This is a genomic window from Sinobacterium norvegicum (genome assembly GCF_923077115.1).
Lineage (GTDB): Bacteria > Pseudomonadota > Gammaproteobacteria > Pseudomonadales > Sinobacteriaceae > Sinobacterium > Sinobacterium norvegicum.
In genome coordinates, this window is sequence record NZ_CAKLPX010000001.1 from 255,361 (window position 1) to 279,369 (window position 24,009).

The window sequence follows — 24,009 nt, forward strand, 5'->3', positions numbered from 1 at the left end:
TTCTACTTCACGTATTCTTTCTTTACTGTGAATATTTATGTCTCTCCCTATTAAAGCAATACTTCCAGAGGTATTCGAAAGCCTTCTGGTGAGTAATAAACTGGTCGTTATCGCTGAGCCGGGCGCGGGTAAAACAACGGGTCTGCCGTTGGCACTGTTGACGCAGCCGTGGCTAGGCGATAAAAAAATATTGGTGATACAGCCCCGGAGGTTGTCCGCTCAAACTGCAGCAGAAAGAATGGCGCAATCACTTGGTGAGAGCGTTGGGCATACGGTGGGTTATCGCACAGGTACCAAAAGTCAGTGTCGCTCATCCACTGTTATTGAAGTTGTCACCGAAGGTGTCTACATCAGAATGTTGCAATCGGACCCATCGATGGAGGGTTGGGGCGCGGTATTATTTGATGAGTTCCACGAGCGCAATGCCAATTCAGATTTATCATTGGCCTTGACTTTAGAAGCTGTCTCGCTCTTTTATGAAGATAAAACTTCACCAAAATTAATCGTCATGTCGGCAACGATGGAGGCGGAGCCTATCACTGAGCTCGTGGGCGGCTGCGAGGTGATTAGAAGCAAGGGTCGACAGTTTCCTGTATCGGTTCGCTACATGCCGTCGCCTTCAAGGGCGAGCTATTTCCAGCGCATGGAATTTATGGCTGAGGTGGTTGTTCAGGCATTGGCAGATTACAGCGGCGATGTTTTGGTCTTCGTGGCCGGGGTTGGCGAGATAAGTTGGCTGCTGAATGCGTTGTCCTCTGTAGATGCCGATGTCTATCCGCTGCATGCCAGCCTAGCAATAGAACAGCAACGGCGAGCTATCGATCCCTCGGCAAGACGTAAAGTTATTATCGCCACCAATATTGCCGAGACCGGCGTCACCATCGATGGTGTTGAAGTTGTCGTGGACAGTGGTTTTGAAAAAGTGGCAGAGTTCGATCTCAATACGTCGATGACCCGGTTAGAGCAAGTGGCAATATCGCGGGCTTCTGCTGATCAGCGCAAGGGTCGCGCAGGGCGGACAGCCGCGGGCTATTGTATTCGCTGCTGGTCGCAAGAAAAAACCTTGTTGGCTGCAAGGCCGGCAGAACTGATGCGTATCGATTGTTCTTCCACGATGCTTGAATTGGCAGCCTGGGGAGACAGTGATTTCAGCGCCTATCGATGGTTACAGCAGCCCAGTTCGGCCGCGGTTGCGGTTGCCGAGCATTCATTGCTCTCTATAGGTGCCATTGACGGCGAGACTGCGGTGACGGCATTGGGGGAGCGTATTACCCGTTATGGTGTTGAACCGAGAATTGCGGTCATGTTGGATTACGCTCAGCGTCAAGATGGTGGAGAGGTTGTACAGCAGGCGCTGACGCTTTGCGCAATATTGAGCGAGGCTGATATTATCGATCAGCAGCAGGCTGGGTCGGGTAGTCTGTTGGCTCGACTTGAGGTTGTTGCCTTCGGAGCGGGGCCGTTGAAAATACATCACAATCGCCTGGCTCGGGTGAAGCACCTGGCTAAGCAGTTGGCCAGAAAAGTGGGCGTGACGTGGCAGTACACTCATGTTGAGCCAGCTATTATTGCAGAGCTGTTGTTGCAAGCTTGGCCGGGACGCTTGGCTCGCCAGCGCTCTAAAGGGGAGGGCGAGTATTTGCTGGCCAGTGGTCAAGGCGCGATGTTGTCGGATAATGAAAAAGCACAATGGCTGTTTGCCCCTGTCATCATCAGTAGTCGCGGCATCAATCGTATAGGGCAGTTCTTGACGCTTTCAGATGATTTTATTAGCGAGCATATAAGGCCGCGAGCGACGGTAGCAACACGCTTCGAATTTGATCGCCAGTCAGAGTCTGTACGGGCCCGCCGAGTCACGCATTTTAATGCCATTGAACTGAGCTCAAGCTCTGAGGTTGATGTCGATAAAGATGCGCTGAGTCAGTGGTGGCAAAATTATATCGAGCAGGTGGGGGTCGAGTGTTTGCAGTTGTCACGACTGCAGGATTATCAGCAGCTAGTGGCAAAATTGGCAATATATCGCCAATATCATGACGATTTACCGTTGTTAGACTCGTCTTGGTTGATTGCACATTTAGACGATTGGTTTGTGCCGTATATCTCGGGGGTGAAGTCTCTGGCGCAGCTGCGAGCTGTACCCTGGTCTAGGCATATTCAGTCGTCATTAAGCTGGCAACAAATGAACATCTTGGAGAACCTGATGCCGGCCTCTTTTTTATTGCCCAGTGGGGAGCCGGCAAAAATTGACTATATTAATGAGGCTGGGCCCATTGTGCGGGGGCGAATACAACAGTTTTTTGGTCTCGACCGCTCCCCTTCATTGTTCAATGGCAGGCTGGCATTGATTGTCGATTTGTTGTCGCCGGCTAGGCGCTCACTTCAGATTACCTCCGACCTTAAGGGTTTTTGGCAGGGTAGTTATGAGTCGATAAAAAAGGAAATGAAGGGGCGTTATCCTCGGCATTATTGGCCAGACAACCCTCTAGAGGCGGAGCCAACCAATAGAACAAAGAAATCTGATGATCAACGGCGAAAGAAGCGATGATGGCCTTTCATTTGATTTCATGATCTAAATCGCTTCGCTCAATTAATTAAAGCTGGTATAACCTGTTCGTTTACAAAAACTTGTCTTGGAAAATGACTATGAGCGATGAATGTTTGAATACTCCGTTGTCACAACTGCATATTGAGCTCGGTGCCAAAATGGTGCCATTTGCCGGTTACAACATGCCGGTGCAATACCCTCTGGGTGTAAAGAAAGAGCATTTGCATACTCGCCAACAGGCGGGTTTGTTCGACGTATCGCACATGGGTCAGATCAAATTAACCGGCAGTGGCGCCGCCGCCGCTTTGGAAACCATTGTCCCGGTCGATATTATCGGCCTTAAACCGGGGCAGCAGCGTTATGCCTTTTTTACCAATGAGCAGGGCGGCATATTGGATGATTTGATGGTTTGCGCCGTCAATGATGGCTTGCTGGTCGTTGTTAATGCGGCTTGTAAGCATCAGGATTTAGCATTGATTACGGCAGCCATGCCAGACAGTGTCAAAGTCGATGTGGTAGATCGGGCTCTGATCGCCCTGCAGGGCCCCAAGGCTGTTGAGGTTTTGAGTCGATTCAATCCGGCCATCAGCGATATGGTCTTTATGGATGGCGGCTACTTCGAGTTGATGGGGGAGCAGTGCTTTGTTACTCGCTCTGGCTATACCGGGGAAGATGGCTGCGAAATCTCTGTCTCCAATGAGTTGATCGTAGCCTTTGCCAAGGCGCTGTTAGCTGAGGAGGAGGTTGAGGCAATTGGCCTCGGTGCGCGAGACTCGCTGCGTTTAGAGGCGGGCCTGTGTCTCTATGGGCACGACCTAAATGCCGAGACGACTCCGGTTGAAGGCGCTCTGTTGTGGGGTATCTCTAAAAATCGCCGTAAAGATGGCGAGCGCGCTGGCGGTTTCCCCGGTGCTAATGTTATATTTTCACAAATAGAACAGGGTGTTACCCGCAAGCGGGTTGGTCTTTTGCCAACGGGTAAGGCGCCAATTCGTGAAGGTGTTGAGCTGTATGATGGCCATGATGTGTTGATTGGTAAAGTCACCTCTGGCGGATTTGGTGCCAGCCTTGGTAAGGCTGTCGCGATGGGGTTTGTCACCTTTGATAATGCAGCCATAGGAACTGAAGTGTTTGCCCTCCTGCGCGGTAAGAAAGTCCCTGTTATCGTCAGCAAAACGCCCTTTGTGCCTCAGCGTTATTATCGAGGCTAATGAAAAAGCTTCACGGAGCCCCAGTAATGGAAGGAAAGCTAACCGGGATTATTGAGGGCTTCTATGGCAGGGAATGGCCATGGCACTGGCGAAGCCAGTATGCCGAATTTTTAAAACAGCAGGGTTTCAATAGCTATATCTATGCGCCAAAGAGTGATATTTGGCTGCGAAAATCATGGCGGCAACCGTGGCCAGCGGAGCGCTTTGATGCGCTGCTGATGCTGCGTAATGAATACCGACGACAGGGGGTCAATTTCGGCTTGGGGTTCTCCCCGTTTGAGCTGTATCTCGACTTCAATGCTGAGTCGAGGTTACAACTCGACAAAAAAATTAAGCAAATCAATTTATTATCTCCCGATATTTTTTGTGTCTTGTTTGATGATATGCGGGGTGATCTGCCTAATCTAGCGACCACGCAATTAGCTATTATCGATTACATCGCCAGTCGAATAACGGCGACTCGGTTGGTTGTTTGCCCCACTTACTATTCATTTGACCCGGTGTTGATCGACGTGTTTGGGGCAATGCCCGACGGTTATTTGCAGCAACTGTCTGCCGGACTTGGTGACAATGTTGATATTTTTTGGACGGGAGAGCGCGTCTGCTCGGTGAGCTATACCGTTGAACACCTCAACGAGGTTGCTTCACTATTGGGTCGCAAGCCACTGATCTGGGATAATTATCCCGTCAATGATGGGCGCAAGACGAGTCGATTTCTTCACCTTGCCAGTCCTCAGCGCGGTCAAGTGTTGGCCCGCTCAAGTGGCTTGTTCGCTAATCCAATGAATCAGCCTGCTTTATCATCGCTGCCGCTGGCAGGATTATCGCTCAGTTTAAATGCTGCCATTTCTGTCAGTTATAATGACAATAGTTTTGTTAGTCATGACTTTAAGCGGTGGTTGTTAGACCATAAAGAAAGATTTGAGGAAGTTGGTCTTGATGGCTTGGATAAAGGGCTGTCGGCATCTATGCTAAAAAATCTTGAGGGATTTGATGAGCCCGCAGCGACTGAGGTATCTGAGTGGCTGAGGGAGAAGTATCGATTTGATCCCAGCTGTTTGACAGAATAAGTGCTTGTAATATGTGTTGTCGCTGTTAACATTCTGTTCAGCTTGCGATCTCAGGTCTGCAAGAATAAATATATTAAGTACGTGTGCCGCTAAAATAGTTGGGATGTTGAACTATTTTGTGGTGAAAAATCCAGCGCCCCTGCGAGAGGTGTTTTTTATGAGTTATCAGGGTAAGGCCATCACGCTTTCTGCGTTAGAAAATGGCATTTATGAGTTATGTTTCGACCTACAGGGAGAGAGCGTTAATAAGTTCAATGCGCTCACTCTTAATGAATTTGGCGACGTTGTTGAGCAGTTGCAAGCAACCGCCGATGCAAAAGGCCTTATTGTAACCAGTGGCAAGGGCTTGTTTATTGCCGGTGCCGACATCACTGAATTCGCCGTTATGTTTGCCGGTTCAGAAGATGATTTGAAGGCTGGCAATTTAAAGATTAACAGTATCTTCAATGCATTCGAAGATCTGCCTTTCCCCACCGTTTGTGCAATCAATGGTATTGCCTTGGGTGGCGGTCTAGAAATGGCTCTGGCCTGTGACTACCGCGTGATGAGTGCATCAGCCAAGGTCGGTCTGCCGGAAGTTAAGTTAGGTATCAACCCGGGTTTTGGTGGTACTGTCCGTCTGCCGCGTGTTATCGGTGCCGATAACGCCATCGAATGGGTGTGCACCGGTAGCGAATACCGTGCAGACAGAGCGCTAAAAGATGGCGCTGTCGATGCTGTTGTTGCTCACGAAAGTGTCCGCGAAGCTGCGCTGGATCTACTTGCTGATGTCCTTGCGGGTGATTTCGATTATGTTGCCAAGCGCCAAGAAAAACTTGAGCCGCTTAAACTCAACGATATCGAGCGTATGATGGTATTTACCTCGGCCAAGGGTGTTGTTATCCCGCAGGCGGGTAAGTTCCCAGCGCCAAAGCTGGCGTTAAAATCGATGGAGCGTAGTGCTAACCTCGATCGTGCCGGAGCTCTTGATGTTGAGGCTGATTTCTTTGTGCAGTTGGCGAAATCTGAAATTTCCAGCGCATTAATCCAGTTATTTCTTAATAATCAGGTTGTCGACAAAGTTGCTAAGGGTTTTGTTGGTGATTCTAAGTCTGTCGAGCAAGCGGCTGTTTTGGGTGCTGGCATCATGGGTGGTGGCATTGCTTATCAGTCCGCTGTTAAAGGCACGCCGGTATTGATGAAAGATATCAACGAAGCTGGTATTAAGCTTGGCCTCGATGAGGCGAAGAACTTGCTGGCCAAGCGTGTTAACCGCGGCCGCATGAAGGCTGAGAAAATGGCCGATGTGCTCAATGCTATTCGCCCAACGCTGAACTACGAAGATTTTGGCGGTGTCGATGTTGTTGTCGAGGCTGTAGTTGAAAACGAAAAAGTTAAGAAGGCAGTTTTGGCCGAGTGTGAGACACACCTTGCCGAAGATGCAGTTTTAACCTCAAACACCTCAACCATTTCTATCACGCGTCTTGCTGAAGACTTGAAACGTCCAGAAAACTTCTGTGGCATGCACTTCTTCAACCCTGTACACGCAATGCCTTTGGTTGAAGTAATTCGTGGTGAGAAGAGCTCGGAAGAAACCATCGCACGCACGGTTGCCTTTGCTCTGAAGATGGGTAAAACACCGATTGTTGTTAACGATTGCCCAGGTTTCTTTGTTAACCGCGTGTTGTTCCCATATTTTGCAGGCTTTAACATCTTGGTTGCTCAAGGTGCAGATTTCCATAAAGTCGATAAGGTAATGGAAAACTTCGGCTGGCCAATGGGTCCTGCTTACTTGCTGGATGTTGTCGGTATTGATACGGCAGATCACGCTGGTAGCGTCATGGCGAATGCCTTCCCTGATCGTTTGAAGTTCGATCTGGATCAGCAAAGTGCTGTGGATGTGATGTATCAGGCCAAGCGTTTCGGGCAGAAGAACGACAAGGGTTTCTATGCCTATGAGCTAGATCGCCGTGGTCGCAGCAAGAAAGTAGTTTGTGAAGAGGCAAACGCTCTGGTTAAGAGTGTCGGCGGTTTCACTGCTGAGTTCTCTGATGAAGAGATTATTGCTCGCACTATGGTGCCAATGGTTAATGAGGTCATGCGTTGTATGGATGAGGGCATTGTGGCCTCGGCAGCAGAAGCAGATATGGCTTTGATCATGGGTATTGGTTTCCCAATGTTCCGCGGCGGTGCACTGAAGTACGTCGATGCTATGGGTGCTAAAGCGTTTGTAGAAATGGCCGATAAATATGCTCACCTAGGCGCGTTGTATCAGCCTACCGATTCGCTGCGTAACATGGCGGCAAACGGTGAGACTTTCTATCAGGCAGGCGAGTAATAGAGCGGGGATATTAAAGTGACTATTTTAGATAATGATGTTGTCATCGTTGACGGCGTACGTACACCGATGGGTCGTTCTAAGAACGGTGTTTTTAGAAATGTTCGAGCGGAAAATCTGTCGGCTGATTTGGTAAACGCGTTGATGGCTCGTAACCCGGGCGTCGATCCTGCGTTAGTAGAAGATGTAATTTGGGGCTGTGTTAACCAGACCGAAGAGCAGGGGTGGAACATCGCCCGTATGATGTCGGTGATGACGGTTATCCCTCATACCTCGGCAGCTCAAACTGTCAGCCGTCTGTGTGGTTCTTCTATGTCTGCGCTGCATATTGCTGCTCAGTCTATCGCTGCTGGCTATGGCGATGTATTTGTCATCGGTGGTGTTGAGCACATGGGCCACCTGCCGATGAATAAAGGTGTCAGTCCTAACCCGGCTGCTAGTAAGTCTGTGGCCAAGGCTGCGGGTATGATGGGTTTGACTGCCGAAGCCCTTGCTATGTTGCATGGCATCGGTCGTGAGCAGCAGGACGAGCTTGCAGCGCGTTCGCACCGTCTTGCCCATGCGGCGACCCTCGGTGGTGGTTTTGCTAATGAAATCGTGCCTATTGAAGGTCACGACGAGAGCGGTCTGCGCAAGTTGATTAAAGTCGATACAACGATTCGTCCAGAAACCACGGTGGAAAGCTTGTCGCAGTTGCGCCCAGTTTTCGACCCGCGTAATGGTACCGTGACTGCCGGTAGTTCTTCACAGATTGCCGATGGAGCCAGCGCCATGCTGATCGTTTCAGGTAAACGCTGTAAAGAGCTTGGCTTGAAGCCACGTGCTCGAATCAAAGGTATGGCTGTTGCCGGTGTTGATCCATCAATCATGGGTTATGGTCCTGTACCATCGACGCACAAGGCTTTGGCTCGTGCCGGTTTGACCATGGCTGATATGGATTTTGTTGAGCTTAACGAGGCGTTTGCAGCGCAGGCAATCCCTGTTCTGAAGGACCTCGAGTTGCTTGATAAAGTTGATGATAAGGTCAACTTGCATGGCGGTGCTATCGCACTAGGTCATCCGTTCGGCTGTTCAGGTGCTCGTATCACTACGACACTCATGAATGTGATGGAGCAAAACGATGGCCAATTTGGCCTGTCGACGATGTGTATTGGTCTCGGTCAGGGTATCAGTACAGTGATTGAGCGCCTATAGCGCTCAAGCTGATGAAAAGGCGGCGTAAGCCGCCTTTTTTGTGCCAAAATTTCAGTGCTATAGCACGGCATTTTGCTATCATAGCGGCGAAGAAGATTTTGGATTAGGTAATGACTGTTAAACCGCAGCTGATAGATGTTGATAATGTAGAAGTATTTATTGCTGAGCATAGAAACCGTCATGGTCTCTATTGTCTCGAGCAAAAGATTGTCTGCGAATGGTTGACCGAAACCCCTGAGGTTCGTGTTGTCGCAATTGTGGCGATTGCTCAAGACCAGGTTAGAGTGGCTGTGGTTGAAAAGAGCGTCGAATTTATTTTGCCCGCTGAGGGTGATTTTGTCAGTCTTGTTGCGGCAGTTGGTGCTGTCTGTATTGATTTGTCGAAGCCGCTACAATTATCGCCGTTGTTTATTCCCAAGCCTTGGGGGCAGGAGATTTGGTATACCGGTGTTGAGCAGCGCGGTGTTTGTGCCTTTACTCAGCGAGGCGGTAGTGTCGCAATCCCCTATCTGCTGGCGTTGTTTCCGTCCGCCTTCAATGAATGTAGGCAATTGGTTTTGTTGAAAATCCTTGATCCGCTAGCGGAAGAGGTGTTTGGCGACTTGTATTTTGAATTGCATACGAAAAAGCAAGAGGTTTATGTCGTTACTCATATTGATAAAGAGAGCTGGCCAGCCGGCCAGGGCGCCATTCGCTTCGGCTTTAATCAGCAAAAACTGGCCCAGTATGCCTCCGAGGACGCCTTTAGATCTGGCTATGCTGATGCGGTAAAACAGTACCGTCAGGTCAGGGTTGAGGTCGATCGCCATATTGATAGCATGCGTGATGCTGATGGCATTGCTCTAGATGAGCCGGTGAGTGCTGAACAGTTGAAGGTGTGGATGCGCTCTATACCGGCCGAATTGATGGCTAAAGAGCTATCAGAGCGCCGTCAAATGGATGCCTTTACGCAGTTAAAGCCTCTGGCGGTTGGGGATGTGGTGAAAGTCCCTTGTTACACCCCCCATGCATTGCAGCATGGCGTCCGAACGATTGAATTTCAAACGCCGGTCTACGAGCGGTTAATCCTCTCTTTTGCACAGAAAGTGCTTACTCAGCAGCATTGGGATAGCGAGCGTGCTATCGAGATGATGGATATTGCTGTGACCAATACAGAGCGGTTTGAAGGTTATGACTTCGTCAGTGATCACTGTGGTGAGGTGATTGTCGATTACGATGATTTCTATGTCGTCAGAGTGGTTCTTGGTGCAGAACAGACGCTGCGAATTGATAATCTTGGTGATTACATTATTGTGATGTCAGTCGATCAAAAAGTCTGTGTTAATCAGGCAGAGTTGGCGTCTGAGCAAGCCGTCTTGTTGTCGGCTTTGGTCGATGCGGTACAGGTGGACGCAGGCCACAATGACGCCACAATGCTTATTTGCTTCCCTAAGTAGTGCTTGTAGTAGAGACAGCGGTTGAACCGCTGCCTTTGTTGTGGCACTATGCCGACCGATTTTATTGATCCTGCGGCTGTTGTAAATTGTCAGTATGCAGGATTTATTTATTTGCCGCCTCGTTTGACGATGGCGCGCAATTGCTGAATTACAGCAAGGTTCTGTCTTCCACGATGAAAGCGCAGAAGTAATTAATACTATAGATATTCAGCCGATAGTGAATGATTATTGGCCGATGAGGAATTTTCATGCAAGTTTCTATTGAGACGACTTCTGGACTTGAGCGCCGTATGACTGTTGGCGTACCTGCTGAGCGCGTAGAAGTTGAAATCGAAAACCGTCTTAAAAAAGTTGCCAAGCAAGTTAAGATCGACGGCTTCCGCCCTGGCAAAGTCCCGTTTAAGGTTGTTAAGCAGCGTTACGGTGCCGGTGTTCGTCAGGAAGTTGTCGGTGAGGTAATGAGCCAGACTTTCTATGAAGCTGTCACTCAGGAAAAAGTTCAGCCAGCTGGTCAGCCAAGTGTTGAGCCCAAGCAGCTAGAAGCCGGTAAGGATCTTGAGTACATCGCGACCTTCGAGGTTTATCCTGCCGTTGAACTAGCGGATTTTTCTTCCATTGAAATCAGCAAGCCGGTTGCGGAAGTGACTGAGGCTGACGTTGTTAAGATGATCGATATCTTCCGTAAGCAACAGGGCACTTGGGATGCTGTTGAGCGTGCTGCCGCTGAAGGTGATCAGGTTAACATTAACTATGCTGGCACCAAAGATGGCGAAGCCTTCGACGGTGGTACCGCTGAGAACTCTGACCTTGAACTTGGTTCTAAGAGTATGATCCCTGGCTTTGAAGACGGTATTGTAGGTCTCAGCGCCGGTGACGAGAAGACGCTTGAATTGAGCTTCCCTGAAGATTATCACAACGAAGACTTGAAAGGCGCTGCGGTTCAATTCGCCGTTAAGGTTAACGCGGTTAATGAGCGTACAGAAGCTGAATTGAACGAAGAGTTCTTCGCTAAGTACGGCGTGAGCGACAATGGTGAAGAAGGCTTCCGTGAAGAAGTTAAGGCCAATATGGAGCGTGAGCTTGCTAACGCCACCAGCAACAAAGTTAAGACTCAGGTAATGGATGCTGTTCTTGCTGCCAACGAAGTTGATGTTCCTAAGTCGCTGGTCGCCGGTGAGATTGAAACGTTGCGCAACCAGATGTTCCAGCAATTCGGTGCCGGTGCTGAAGGTCTTGATAAGTCAATCCTTCCGGATGATATGTTTACTGAGCAAGCTGAACGTCGCGTACGTTTAGGCCTGTTGTTGGGTGAAGTTATCAAGGCTGAGAAAATTTCTCCAGATGCTGACAAGGTTCGCGCTAAGGTTGAAGAAATTGCTTCAACTTATCAGGAGCCAGAACAGGTTGTTGAATACTACTACGGTAACCAAGAGCAGCTTCAGGCAGTTGAGTCAGCAGTTCTTGAAGACCAAGTTGTCGAGACCATCCTAGCGAAGGCGACGGTAACCGACAGCGAAGAGAGCTATGAAGACGTGATCGCACAGCAGCAACCAGCCGCTTAATCACCCTTTTATATCTCAACAAAATTAAAGCAAGCGGCTACACTGCAAGGGGTAGTCGCTTGCTTTTTTTGTGGCTGTAGAATACTTTACTTATAACTTCTTGTGTTAGATAGGAATAACAAATAGTCATGTCTAGTTATAAAACCGGTACACCTTTTGATCACACTGTAAATAGCGTCGGTTTAGTCCCCATGGTTGTTGAGCAAACAGCCCGTGGAGAGCGCTCTTTTGATATATACTCACGACTGTTAAAAGAACGCGTTATTTTCTGTGTAGGCCCTGTCGATGATTATATGGCTAATTTGATCGTTGCTCAGTTGCTGTTCTTAGAGTCAGAAAACCCTGACAAAGATATTCATTTGTACATTAACTCGCCCGGCGGCTCCGTCACTGCGGGTTTGTCGATTTACGACACCATGCAGTTCATTAAGCCAGATGTTAGCACGATGTGCCTTGGTCAGGCCTGTAGCATGGGAGCGTTTTTGCTCTCCGGTGGTGCAAAGGGTAAGCGCCATGCCTTGCCTAACTCTCGGGTTATGATTCATCAGCCTAGCGGTGGTGCTCAGGGACAGGCGACGGATATCAACATCCAAGCTCAGGAAATCCTGATTATCCGTGAAAAGCTTAATGCCTTGATGGCTGAACATACGGGGCAGACCATCGAAACTATTGAGCGTGACACCGAGCGTGATAATTTTATGAGTGCTGAGGCCTCTGTCGAATACGGATTGATTGATTCGGTGGTCGGTCAGCGCGATTTAGCGAAATAACATCGTGTAGACCCTTGTATTATGAGCTTAGTGGCCTTATCTCTAAGTTCATAAACGTTTATAAAGAATTTATGAGGTATTAGATGACCGACGAGACTAACGGCAAAGGCGAAGATGGCGGCAAGCTACTTTACTGTTCCTTTTGTGGTAAAAGTCAGCATGAGGTGAGGAAATTAATCGCCGGACCGTCTGTCTTCATCTGTGATGAGTGTGTCGATCTGTGTAACGACATCATCCGTGAAGAAGTACAGGAGACTGCGCCGTCTGATGATCAAGAAAAACTGCCTTCTCCCCGTGAAATCAGCGAAACCCTTGATGACTATGTGATAGGTCAAACCCGTGCCAAGAAAGTATTGGCCGTTGCTGTTTACAATCACTATAAACGCCTCCGCTACAGTGGTTTAACCAAGAAAGATGAGGTTGAGCTAGGCAAGAGTAATATCCTGTTGGTTGGCCCGACAGGTAGTGGTAAAACACTATTGGCCGAGACATTGGCTCGTCTGTTGAATGTACCGTTTACCATTGCTGATGCCACAACGCTGACGGAAGCTGGTTATGTCGGCGAAGATGTCGAAAACATCATTCAGAAGTTGTTGCAGAAATGTGATTACGATGTCGATCGTGCCCAGCGGGGCATCGTGTATATCGATGAAATCGATAAAATTTCACGCAAGTCTGATAACCCCAGCATCACCCGCGACGTTTCGGGTGAGGGTGTACAACAGGCACTGTTGAAACTGATTGAGGGTACCGTAGCTTCTGTGCCTCCTCAGGGTGGTCGTAAACACCCGCAGCAGGAGTTTTTGCAGGTTGATACCTCCAATATTCTGTTTATCTGTGGCGGTGCGTTTGCCGGCCTAGATAAGGTTATTCGCGACCGTTCTGAAAAGGGTGGTATTGGTTTCGGCGCTGAGGTCAAGAGTAAGGATGAAACCAGTAATGTTGGTGAATTGCTGAAAGATCTCGAACCCGAAGACCTAATTCGCTTTGGCTTGATTCCAGAGTTTGTTGGTCGTCTTCCGATGATTGCAACACTAGAGGAACTCGACGAAGATGCCTTGATTCGCATACTTACTGAGCCGAAGAACTCGTTGACCAAGCAGTATGACAAGTTGTTTGAGATGGAAGGTGTTGAGGTTGATTTTAGAGAAGATGCCTTGCTTGAAATAGCCAATAAGGCTGTGGAGCGTAAGACGGGGGCGCGAGGCCTGCGATCTATTCTCGAAGCGGTATTGCTGGATACGATGTACAAGGTTCCCTCTGAGGGGGCTGTCAGTAAGGTTGTTATTGATGGCAGTGTGATCAAAGGCGAGTCAGAGCCATTGATTGTTTATGAAGCCAGCGAGCAGCAAAGCAAAGCACTACCTAAAGAGTAAAGCTCTCTTAAGCGCCCTTGCCATGCAAGGGCGTTGTCATTTTAAGCCCTGCTGGGCGATGCTCAAATTAATGACAATTATCAAAATAATGATGCGGTCGACTTCTGTTGCGCCGCAAATGAGGTAATGACAATGTCAGAAATTAACAATATTCCTCTCTTGCCGTTGCGTGATGTTGTTGTTTATCCGCAGATGGTTATCCCTCTTTTTGTCGGCCGTGAAAAATCTATTGCAGCGCTAGAGCAGGCAATGGAAGGTGATAAGGAAGTGTTGCTGGTCGCACAGAAAAACGCCTCTGAAGATGATCCCGGAGCCGCAGATATTTTTGAAATCGGTACCGTATCGACCATTGTACAGCTGTTAAAATTGCCAGATGGCACTGTCAAAGTGTTGGTTGAAGGCGGTCAGCGTGCTGCTGTCAGCAATGTTGTCGAGGCCGATGGTTTCTATAGTGCGACTGCGAATGTTATTGCGTTACCGGACTTGGCTGAGAAAGAGGCTGAGTTACTGGTTAAAACAACGATGAGTCAGTTTGATCAGTATGTTAATACCAGTAAGAAAGTGCCCTCTGAAGTGATGAGTTCGCTCAATGGCATCGATGAGCCGGGTAAGTTGGCCGATACAATCGCTGCGCATTTGTCGTTAGATGTGGCGCAGAAGCAAGAAATACTAGAGCTGGCTGATGTGCATTCGAGGATTGAATTCATCATGGGGCTGATGAGCTCTGAGATTGATTTGTTCAATGTCGAAAAGCGTATCCGTGGGCGCGTTAAAAAGCAGATGGAAAAAAGTCAGCGTGAGTATTATTTGAATGAGCAGATGAAGGCCATTCAAAAAGAGTTGGGCGATCTTGATGATGTACCTAATGAAACTGAAGATCTCAAGGCCAAAATCGATGCCGCGGGCATGCCCAAAGAGGTGAAGGATAAGACATTAGCTGAGCTCAATAAGCTTAAGATGATGTCGCCTATGTCGGCTGAGGCTTCTGTCGTACGCGGCTATATTGACTGGATGGTGGGCGTGCCGTGGAAGAAACGTTCAAAGGTTCGTCATGATATCGCCAAGGCCGACAAAGTACTTAATGATGATCACTACGGCTTGGAAGAGGTTAAAGATCGTATTTTAGAGTATTTGGCGGTCCAACAGCGTGTTAAAAAGTTGAATGGCCCAGTACTTTGTTTGGTTGGCCCCCCGGGCGTCGGTAAAACCTCACTGGGAGAGTCGATTGCCAAGGCAACCAACCGAAAATTTGTTCGCATGGCCCTAGGCGGTGTGCGTGACGAGTCTGAGATCAGAGGTCATCGACGAACCTATATCGGTTCAATGCCGGGTAAGATCGTCCAAAAAATGTCTAAGGTAGGGGTTAAAAATCCGCTGTTTTTGCTCGATGAAATCGATAAAATGGGCATGGATAATCGTGGTGATCCGGCCTCTGCTTTGCTGGAAGTGTTAGATCCAGAACAGAACAGTACCTTCAATGATCATTATCTCGAGGTTGATTATGACCTGTCCGAGGTCATGTTCGTGTGTACGTCGAACTCGATGAATATCCCGGGTCCATTATTGGATCGCATGGAAGTGATTCGGATTCCCGGTTACACCGAAGACGAGAAAGTGAATATTGCCGATCGATATTTACTGCCTAAGCAGATTAAGAAAAACGGCTTGGCAAATGCCGAGTTGGATTTAGGTGAGAGCGTCATCCGTGATGTTATTCGTCATTATACCCGCGAAGCCGGTGTTCGAGGCCTTGAGCGTGAGATCGCCAAGGTTTGTCGCAAGGTTGTTAAGAAGGCGCTGATTGATAAGGCTGAGTCAACTGAGGTCGTTTCCGAAAATCTTGAAGACTTCTTAGGCGTACAAAAGTTTAACTATGGTAAGGCGGAGGCAGAAAACCAAATTGGTCAGGTTGTCGGTTTGGCGTGGACCTCTGTCGGAGGCGAAATTTTAACCATTGAGTCGGCGGCGGTCGTCGGTCGCGGTAGACAGGTTAAAACGGGTAAGTTGGGCGATGTCATGCAGGAATCCATCCAAGCGGCGACCACCGTCGTGAGGGGGCGTTCACAATCGCTGGGTATTCCAGCCAACTTCCATGAAAAATATGATATCCATATTCACGTGCCTGAGGGAGCGACGCCTAAAGACGGCCCAAGCGCTGGTGTCGGCATGTGTACTGCACTGGTCTCGGTTTTAACTAAGATACCGGTTAAATCAAATGTGGCGATGACTGGAGAGATCACTCTGAGAGGGGAGGTCCTCGCTATCGGAGGCTTGAAAGAGAAGCTTCTAGCAGCCCATCGCGGCGGTATAGATACCGTGGTCATTCCCCATGAGAATGAGCGAGATCTAAAGGAAATTCCTGACAACATCAAAGCGGCGTTAGATATTCGTCCAGTAAAATGGATAGATGAGGTGTTGGAAATTGCTTTGGAGAGGGTTCCTGAGCCGATTTCTGATGAAGAATATATGGCTGGTTGGGATAAACCGGTCAGTGAAAACACCAAATCGACTACAGACGGCAGAATTAGTACGCATTGAGGGTGCTCTGTGGCTTGACCGCTATTCTAGCACTTGGTATAAAGTGTTCTGTGCAAGTGATTCAAGTCCGGTGCTGTTGTTTGTAGCCTGGAATTTTTAATTATATTTGTAAGTAAAGTAAATAGTCTTTTTTAAGGGGAATAATGTGAATAAATCTGAGCTAATTGATGCAATTGCTGCTCAAGCAGACCTACCTAAAGCTGCCGCTGGTCGTGCACTAGACGCTATGATCGACAGCGTATCTGAAGAATTAACAAAAGGTGAGCAGGTTGTTCTAGTTGGTTTCGGTACCTTCAGTGTTAAAGAACGTGCTGCACGTACTGGCCGTAACCCACGCACGGGTGAGCCAATTGAGATCGCAGCAGCGACTATCCCAAGCTTTAAGCCTGGTAAAGCTCTTAAGGACGCTGTAAACAGCTAATCGCCTTAATATCTTTTATGAAAAGCGTATCTAACGGGTGCGCTTTTTTTTTATCTGTATAGTTCCATACCCTAGGTGTAGGAGGGGTTTCATGATTCAGAATATCCGGGATAATTCCCAAGGATTGATCGCCAAAATTATAATAGGCATTATGATTGTCCCTTTGGCTTTTTTTGGTGTTGATGCACTGTTTAACTCAGCGCCAAGCTCAGATGTTGCCACTGTCAATGGCGAGGCGATTTCAGAAAATGAGTTGAGTCGTGAAGTTAACCAACAGATGCAGCGACTAGCCTCTCAAATGGGCGAAGGCTTCGATATTAACAGTATCGATAGCGCTATTGTGCGAAAGCCTGCGCTTGACCAGCTGGTAGAAAACAAGCTGCTGTTACAAAAGGCATCGGAAGAAAAGTTCCGAGTATCTGACAATTTCATCGACCAAATTATTCTGCAAGATAGCACTTTCCATGAAGAGGGAGTATTTTCGCGTACTCGCTTCGATGCTATTTTGCGTCAGGCCGGCCTAACCACCGGCGGCTACAAGGCGTTATTGTTTAAGCAAGTGTTGATGTCTCAGTACGCCAGCGGTGTTGCCTACAGTGATTTTGCCACCAGTGCAGAGTTGGCTGCTGCTGCGCAATTGTTAAAGCAAAAGCGTGGTGGTGAATATGTAGTGCTGTCGGCTGAGCAGGTAAGGCAGCAAGTAAATGTTAGCGAAGAAGAGGCGCAAACTTACTACCAGGAAAATGCTGCGCAGTTTATGACCGATGAAGCTGTATCGGTGAATTACATTCAGCTATCTGTCGAGGACCTCTTTAAGCCTATTGACGAAAAGGTACTACGCGACAGTTATAGCGAACAGGTTGCTTTGTTTAATGCGGGTACTGAGCGTCATGTTGCCCACATTCTTATCGAGGTGAACGATACGCTGAACCAGCAGCAAGCCATCGACAAAGTTGGCCAAATCAAGGCCCGCATTGAGGCCGGCGAGGACTTTGCAGTTGTTGCTGAAGAGTTATCTGAGGATATTGGCTCTGCTAGCATGGGCGGCGACCTCGGTGTCACCGATGGAACAGCCTTCCCCGAGGCCTTTGAGCAGGCTGCTGCTGAGCTCGATGTTGATCAGCTGTCAGATGCTGTCGTCACAGATGCCGGTGTTCACTTGATTAAGTTATTGGCCGTCGACAAGATTGAACCACCAACATTTGAGCAAAGCCGCGCGGAAATAGAACTGACCATTCAGCAGCAGAACTCTCAAACAGAATACATTCAGCTGTTAGAAAGCCTGAAAGATTACACCTTTAATGCAGAGGATCTTGCCGGTCCTGCGAAAGATTTAGACTTGACCGTAGCGACCAGTGAAGCTTTTACTCGCCAGGGTGGTAATGGCATTTTTAGCAATGCAGCAGTCATTAAGGCGGCGTTTAGTGCTGATGTTCTCACCGGAGGTAATAACTCTGATGTTGTCGAGTTGGATGACTCGACAGCCGTAGTCATGCATTTGTCCAAGCATGACAAGGCTGAGCAGATTGCCTTTGCAGAGATCCGCGCAGATATCGTCCAAATACTCACTGATCAGAAAGTTGCCGAAGAACTCGATACACTGTCACAACAATTGTTGTCTGGTAACGCCGACAATCTACAGCAGGTAGCAGATGATAACGCCCTAGCACTGACTGTTATTGAGCCTGTTTCTCGCGAGGCCTCTGCCTCGTTATTGCCTGCTATTGCTCAGGCTTTGTTTACCCTGCCTCCTGCTGATGGTTTATCGGCTCAGAAGGTCAATTTACCCGGTGGCGATGTTGCTATAGTGGCAGTGACGTCAATTGCCGAGGGTAGTGTTGGCGATGTCAGTGAGCAGGAGAAGGCCTATTTCGCCGAGTATGTTGCACGTAATAGCGGTGAGTCTGCTTTTGCCTTGGTGCAATCTGCACTGAAGGCATCGGCAGAGATAGAGATTAAATAGCGCTACTGTTAGCGTTTAAAGCAACCCGCTTCGGCGGGTTTTTTTATGCCTAAAAATTTTCATTGGATGCTATTTCAGCGAAAGGCTGGTTAAATAGAGGCAATAATAAAAATGAAATAATGGACTAGAAATACAATGAAAACTATACGCACCTATAATCAAATCTCAGTCAAAGGGTTAGACCGCTTACTCGCTGCCGGCTATGAGGTGGCAGAGAAGACGGAGCAGCCAGATGCTTTGATGCTGCGCTCGTACAAGATGCAGGTCGAGGATATCTTGCCAACGGTAAAGGCCATCGGTAGAGCTGGCGCTGGGGTGAATAATATTCCGCTTGAGGCCTGTACTGGTCGAGGTATTCCCGTTTTTAATGCACCTGGAGCCAATGCCAATGCGGTGAAAGAATTAGTTTTAGCCGGAATGCTGCTGTCTTCCAGAGGCATTTTACAGGGTATAGACTATGTCTCTACCCTTGATAGATCGTTAGATGAAAAAGCAATGAATGTTTTGCTTGAGGCTGAAAAAAAGCGCTTCAAGGGCAATGAGTTGGCAGGTAAGACAATTGGTATTATTGGTTTGGGGGCGATCGGTTCTAAGATTGCGGACATGGCATTATCGTTAGGAATGAGTGTGCTTGGTTACGACCCGGCTATTTCAGTCGAGGCGGCTTGGCGTTTGCCCAGCGAGGTTGAGCGTATTGAATCTATTTCGTCGGTGCTTGCCCGCGCCGATTTTGTCACGCTGCACCTACCTGTTTTGGATGCCACCAGAAATTTAATTAATCGTGATACCTTGGCCGCCTGCCGCCCAGAGACAGTTTTACTTAACTTCTCACGCAAGGAAATAGTCGATTCCGCAGCGGTCGCCGAGGCGCTGAATAATAAGGTTTTTGCTCAATACGTCGCCGACTTTCCCGTCCCCGAATTAATCGGGTTGCCCGGTTGTTTATTAATGCCGCACATTGGCGCCAGCACCGATGAGGCCGAGGATAACTGTGCCATCATGGTGGCTGAGCAGCTGAAGGATTTTCTGGAGCACGGCAATGTTGTTAATGCTGTTAACTTTCCGGCCTTAAAAATGCCCCGTGACAACGGTGCCTTTCGAATGACGATTACTAACCATAACGTCCCTACGATGTTAGGTAGTATTACCACCGTACTGGCGCAGGCGAATCTGAACGTGATTGATTTGCTCAATAAAAGTCGGGGCGAGATTGCCTATAACATTATCGATTTAGCTGACAAGCCATCGGCTCAGGTAGTGGCAGATTTACAGGCCATCGACGGCGTTATCAATATTCGCTTGTTATAATAGCTATTTCCCAGCCCGCTCATCGCGGGCTGGGACTCTATTGTGTTATTGGTACTGTGCTTTTACCGCCGGCTTCAGGATTTTATTGAGGGTGTTTCGAGGCAGCGCTTGCTCGCTGAAATACACCTTGGTGGGCACCTTGTAGTTTGCCAGATGCTGTTTGATATACATCTGAACACCTTCTGCCGAGAGATCACTGCCTGGTTTGGCAACGACTACCATGGCTAATTCTTCGCCCCAGGTGTCGTGTGGCAGGCCGAATGAGCAGCATTCTAGAATCTCGTCATGGGCTAGCAATACGGCCTCAACCTCGGCGCAGTAGATGTTTTCACCGCCTCGAATAATCATATCTTTCTTGCGATCGACAATGTGCAGTAAGCCTTTATCGCAGAACTGACCGATATCACCACTGGCATACCAGCCGTCAACAAGCACCTTTTGGGTGGCTTCAGGGCGACCATAATATTCAGTCATCAACATTGGGCCGCGGACAAAAATTTCGCCGCGTTCACCGTCGCCAACGACTTCACCATTGTCATCCCGTAATTCGAGATCGACAATCGGCAGACTGTAGCCACAGCTGGTTGGATTGCAGAGGTAGGTGTTACCGGCAACAGAACAAATAGTCGAATTGGCCTCTGTCATGCCATAGCCCGCACCGATCATGCCGTTGGGTACGCGATCTTTAACCTTCTGCGTTAGATGGGCAGGCTGAGCCTGACCACCACTGGCGAGAGAGAATAGGTGGTCAAGGCTTTTGTTTTGTGCCTCGGCTTCATCGAGGAAGTTTTCCACCACCATGGGCGCGCCGCTGACCGACTGCAGATTGTGCTCATCGATTAGTTTCAGTGCCTCTTTTGCATCCCATTTGTACATCATGACCACTTTACTGCCACGGCGAAGAGCGGGCAGGGTGCAGGCATGAAGGCCGCTGACATGAAACAACGGTACGGTCAATAAAGCGCCGCTTTGATGGGGGTTGTTCATAATTTTCTCAAGTACTTCCGGATGTTGCATGGCGACAATAGCACCGGACATCTCGACGTTCATCAAGCCGCTGAGTACGGCTTTATTGGAGGATACAGCTCCCTTAGGTTGGCCGGTGGTGCCCGAGGTATACATTATTAAAGCGGGGGCGGAATCGTCGGCAATGGTCTGAGCAGGAAACTCTGTTTCGTTACGCTGTTGCATAATATCCTGCCATTGAACATAGCTTGCGTTCACCTCTGATCGGCAGCAGATGGCGAGGATATCGGTAAGCGCCTCAAGCTCAGTCAGGCGGTCAAGTCTATCGCTGTCACCGATAATGGCCTTGGATTGAGAGTCTTTGACGCCGTAATTCAATTCTTCACCGCTGCCCCAGCTATTCAGTGCCACGGCAACACCACCAATGGCCGTAATGGCGATGAAACTGGTCATCCACTCAGGGTAGTTACGCATGGCAATGGCGACGCGGTCACCTTGGCCTATACCATTGTCAGCGAGATAGTGACCCAGTTTGGCAGCTCGCTCCAGGGTTTGACTAAAGGTCCACTGCTCATCGTCATAGGCCATATAGCAGGCGTCGCCATGGTCCTTGGCCGCTTCATATATAGCTCGCAGTGATTCGGGTTGAGCGAGGTAGGTTTTTTCTCCAGTCTTTTCACAGGTGTCGATGGCAAAGGGCATGCCTTCGAGGGTGAGGGTGTCAATCGCCTGGCGCAGTTGTTCAGTCATGGAGAATACCGTGTTTGTTATTGGTCAAATTATGGATTGTGTGTGAGTCTATCGTGACGCTAAAGATGACGAAATGCAGCAATTGGAAACGCTGCAATGACAATAGCGCACAGGCGGATGAGTATGGGGCAAGAACGAAGGCTGCCGGTGAGTTTCGTTGTATTTATACTCAGCGTTGTCACGTTTTACTTACCTTACCGTAATGCTGGCAGGAGCTACTTCACGGAATAGATGAGGGCTCAACAATGGTGCTTACTGAGAAGAGAGGTCGTTGAGCTTGATGGCTGCGTCGATGGTAATCAAGCTATCTATGGGCATGCTAAATGCGTTGTACATTTGCATCTGAAAACTGACAGATTGGTTGTTGCTATTAACGACGTGGGTAGATATTTCGTCAGGGTCCTCGGCGTTGGAGAAGTAGTTTCCCTCTGGGGAGGCGAGGGTGTTGGAAAGATTGTTCAGAGAGGGCTCCAACGGGCTGGTGCTGTTGAATGTGCGGACTTGATATTCTGTGTTGCCAATATAATAAGCAGCTATGGCTAGGGTTAGCTCGCTGCTGTCGAGTTCTCTGACATTGACCTGTAGCTCTTGGAAGCAGCGCCCGTTGAAAGCGGTGTTTGTGCCGTTGCCGTCCGCCCCACGAAAATCAATATCAGCGGTGGCGAAAGAGACCTGCTGGTCTTGGCTTAACTTGTGCAACTCAGCGTTGCCGAGAAAAGTACCCTCAGCATTATAAATAGTGCCCTGTAAATTACCGGTGGTATTGATGTTAAAGGTATAGGTGTTTAGCTGGCTGTCACTGAGGGTGATGTTATTGCCGGTGACATCAATCGGTGTACTAGCATTTTGCAAGGCAATAAAGTCAGAATAACAAAATGCATGGTCGTCAGTCAGCGAGATGGTTTGAGCGTCGTGGTGACTGATCGTAATAGCATAGCGGAGCCCGACGGTGAGTATTTCATTGTTGTCGAAGTCCTCGCTGATGAGGTTTGCCGTCAGCAACCAAAAGCCGGCAAGATCCGTACTATCAATCAATTTTAAATCGAAGGTATTGCCAGGTAACTCAGCCTGGCCGGCATCGTCGCTACCGCTGCCACCACCACAGGCTGTTAAAAACAAGGACGAGGCAATAAGCGCCAGTGCTATGGTGCGAAAAAAAGACATAATCAACCTAACTATTCTTATTATTGTTGGGTCGCATTGCTCGTCCGCCAAGTATTGTCGACGAGCTCAAGCGTTAGCTGATTAAATCATATTTAAGAAAATATAGGCTGTAATAATGTTCGACGCTACAGTGGCTGTTTGATCAACTTGGCCAATTCATCTCTGTTCTCATCGAGGGTTAAATACCACAGTGATTTATCCCAATCACCGAGTACGATACGTTGTTTGTCGTCAGCCTGTTTGTGGGTGTTGGGGCGGTGGGTGTGACCGTGAATCATCAGGTCAGCTTGGTGTTTGGCCAACAGACGATCAACCTCGCTTACCGTGACATCCATAATGTCGGCGGATTTAGTGCTCATTGCATCCTGACTGTCGTTGCGCATTTGCTCTGCAATAGCGATACGTTCGGGGATGCTCTTGGATAATATTTGTTGCTGCCAGGCCGGGTTTCGAGCCATCTTGCGGAATTCGAGGTAATCAACGTCTTCTAGGCAGAGGTTGTCACCGTGCATCAATAGGATTCGCTGACCGCCATATTCGAGCATGGTTGGGTCGTCGAGTAGAGTGGCGCCGATATCGTTGCAGAAATCCTGACCGACTAAAAAATCGCGGTTGCCATGCATAAAATACACCGCAACGCCGCTATCGCTAACGGCGCGCAGAGCCGATTTAATTTGATCGACGAAGGGCATACTAAAGTCATCACCTATCCAAGCCTCAAAAATGTCGCCTAATAAGTACAGCGATTCGCACTCGCGTGCCGTGGTGGCGAGAAAGTGATCGAAGGCTTTGGCAATATCAAGGCGCTTCGGGTCGAGGTGGATATCGGAGGTAAGAAGTATGCTCATTGTCAAATCGGCCTTTAATTACTCAGCAACAGTGGTGCTGTTGATGGTAATGGGCTCAAGAGGAACATCGCCGTGATGGCCTTTGTTGCCGGTGGCCACGTCTTCGATCTGATGAACAATGTCCATACCCTCAACAACCTTGCCGAAAACTGCATAGCCCCAGCCTTGAGGTGTTGGGCTGCTGTGGTTAAGAAAGCTGTTGTTAGTGACGTTGATGAAGAACTGGGCAGAAGCCGAGTGAGGGTCGTTGGTACGAGCCATGGCCAGGGTGCCAAGGTCATTGGTCAGGCCGTTGTCTGCCTCGTTTTTGATGCTGGCATTGGTCGCCTTCTCAGACATGTCGGCATTCATGCCGCCGCCCTGAACCATAAAGCCTTTGATCACACGGTGGAAGATTATACCGTCGTAAAAGCCAGACTTGGCATACTCAAGGAAGTTGGCCGCGGTAACAGGGGCTTTTTCTGTGTTTAGTTCAATGACGATATCGCCCTTGCTGGTGTGTAGCGTAACTTGTGACATGCGATTTGCCTTCTTTAGCGGTGTGGCCGGTATATTTCTACCGGTACGAGT

The 24,009-nt window shown here is 48.7% G+C and carries 17 protein-coding genes; 13 read left to right on the forward strand and 4 right to left on the reverse strand.

Features of this window, described 5'->3' with window-relative positions; all coding sequences use genetic code 11:
• Nucleotides 1-37 precede the first annotated feature (37 nt).
• The 13 genes from hrpB to L9P87_RS01225 all read left to right on the forward strand — a co-directional run bounded on the left by hrpB (nucleotide 38) and on the right by L9P87_RS01225 (nucleotide 19,711).
• On the forward strand, nucleotides 38-2,545 hold the full coding sequence (gene hrpB / locus L9P87_RS01165; protein WP_290368472.1) for an ATP-dependent helicase HrpB: 2,508 nt from the start codon (nucleotides 38-40) through the stop codon (nucleotides 2,543-2,545).
• Nucleotides 2,546-2,643: 98 nt separating this feature from the next.
• Entirely contained in the window at nucleotides 2,644-3,756 is a 1,113-nt protein-coding gene (gene gcvT / locus L9P87_RS01170) for a glycine cleavage system aminomethyltransferase GcvT (RefSeq protein WP_237442844.1), read from the forward strand.
• A 26-nt stretch (nucleotides 3,757-3,782) separates the two neighbouring features.
• Nucleotides 3,783-4,826 (forward strand): beta-N-acetylglucosaminidase domain-containing protein, encoded by a 1,044-nt coding sequence (locus L9P87_RS01175; protein WP_237442845.1) that lies wholly within the window; start codon nucleotides 3,783-3,785, stop codon nucleotides 4,824-4,826.
• Nucleotides 4,827-4,983: 157 nt separating this feature from the next.
• Entirely contained in the window at nucleotides 4,984-7,143 is a 2,160-nt protein-coding gene (gene fadB / locus L9P87_RS01180; protein ID WP_237442846.1) for a fatty acid oxidation complex subunit alpha FadB, read from the forward strand.
• An 18-nt stretch (nucleotides 7,144-7,161) separates the two neighbouring features.
• Nucleotides 7,162-8,337: an acetyl-CoA C-acyltransferase FadA gene (fadA, locus tag L9P87_RS01185; RefSeq protein WP_290368473.1), complete on the forward strand. Its 1,176-nt coding sequence runs from the start codon at nucleotides 7,162-7,164 to the stop codon at nucleotides 8,335-8,337.
• A 110-nt stretch (nucleotides 8,338-8,447) separates the two neighbouring features.
• The gene (locus L9P87_RS01190) at nucleotides 8,448-9,773 is read left to right on the forward strand and encodes a hypothetical protein (RefSeq protein WP_237442847.1); all 1,326 of its coding nucleotides are present in this window, start codon (nucleotides 8,448-8,450) and stop codon (nucleotides 9,771-9,773) included.
• 248 nt (nucleotides 9,774-10,021) lie between these two features.
• The gene (tig, locus tag L9P87_RS01195) at nucleotides 10,022-11,335 is read left to right on the forward strand and encodes a trigger factor (protein WP_237442848.1); all 1,314 of its coding nucleotides are present in this window, start codon (nucleotides 10,022-10,024) and stop codon (nucleotides 11,333-11,335) included.
• A 128-nt stretch (nucleotides 11,336-11,463) separates the two neighbouring features.
• Nucleotides 11,464-12,105 carry an ATP-dependent Clp endopeptidase proteolytic subunit ClpP gene (gene clpP / locus L9P87_RS01200; RefSeq protein WP_237442849.1) on the forward strand — a complete coding sequence of 214 codons (642 nt, stop codon included), beginning with the start codon at nucleotides 11,464-11,466 and terminating at the stop codon, nucleotides 12,103-12,105.
• Between the two features lie 83 nt (nucleotides 12,106-12,188).
• Nucleotides 12,189-13,481, forward strand: coding sequence for an ATP-dependent Clp protease ATP-binding subunit ClpX (gene clpX / locus L9P87_RS01205; RefSeq protein WP_237442850.1), 1,293 nt, complete (start codon nucleotides 12,189-12,191; stop codon nucleotides 13,479-13,481).
• Nucleotides 13,482-13,607: 126 nt separating this feature from the next.
• Nucleotides 13,608-16,019, forward strand: a complete 2,412-nt coding sequence (lon, locus tag L9P87_RS01210) for an endopeptidase La (RefSeq protein ID WP_237442851.1) — start codon at nucleotides 13,608-13,610, stop codon at nucleotides 16,017-16,019.
• 145 nt (nucleotides 16,020-16,164) lie between these two features.
• Nucleotides 16,165-16,440 carry an HU family DNA-binding protein gene (locus L9P87_RS01215; RefSeq protein WP_237442852.1) on the forward strand — a complete coding sequence of 92 codons (276 nt, stop codon included), beginning with the start codon at nucleotides 16,165-16,167 and terminating at the stop codon, nucleotides 16,438-16,440.
• Between the two features lie 91 nt (nucleotides 16,441-16,531).
• Complete coding sequence (locus L9P87_RS01220) at nucleotides 16,532-18,403, forward strand: SurA N-terminal domain-containing protein (protein WP_237442853.1); 1,872 nt, start codon at nucleotides 16,532-16,534, stop codon at nucleotides 18,401-18,403.
• Between the two features lie 135 nt (nucleotides 18,404-18,538).
• Nucleotides 18,539-19,711 (forward strand): phosphoglycerate dehydrogenase, encoded by a 1,173-nt coding sequence (locus L9P87_RS01225; protein ID WP_237442854.1) that lies wholly within the window; start codon nucleotides 18,539-18,541, stop codon nucleotides 19,709-19,711.
• Nucleotides 19,712-19,756: 45 nt separating this feature from the next.
• Here the strand turns inward: L9P87_RS01225 and L9P87_RS01230 are convergent, their stop codons facing one another.
• From L9P87_RS01230 to L9P87_RS01245, 4 genes are all read right to left on the reverse strand, one after another.
• A complete protein-coding gene (locus L9P87_RS01230) occupies nucleotides 19,757-21,427 on the reverse strand; it encodes a class I adenylate-forming enzyme family protein (protein ID WP_237442855.1) in 1,671 nt (556 codons plus the stop codon).
• 252 nt (nucleotides 21,428-21,679) lie between these two features.
• Entirely contained in the window at nucleotides 21,680-22,591 is a 912-nt protein-coding gene (locus L9P87_RS01235; protein ID WP_237442856.1) for a hypothetical protein, read from the reverse strand.
• A 125-nt stretch (nucleotides 22,592-22,716) separates the two neighbouring features.
• Nucleotides 22,717-23,439, reverse strand: a complete 723-nt coding sequence (locus tag L9P87_RS01240; protein WP_237442857.1) for a UDP-2,3-diacylglucosamine diphosphatase — start codon at nucleotides 23,437-23,439, stop codon at nucleotides 22,717-22,719.
• 18 nt (nucleotides 23,440-23,457) lie between these two features.
• Nucleotides 23,458-23,958: a peptidylprolyl isomerase gene (locus L9P87_RS01245; RefSeq protein WP_237442858.1), complete on the reverse strand. Its 501-nt coding sequence runs from the start codon at nucleotides 23,956-23,958 to the stop codon at nucleotides 23,458-23,460.
• Between the last annotated feature and the right edge of the window lie 51 nt (nucleotides 23,959-24,009).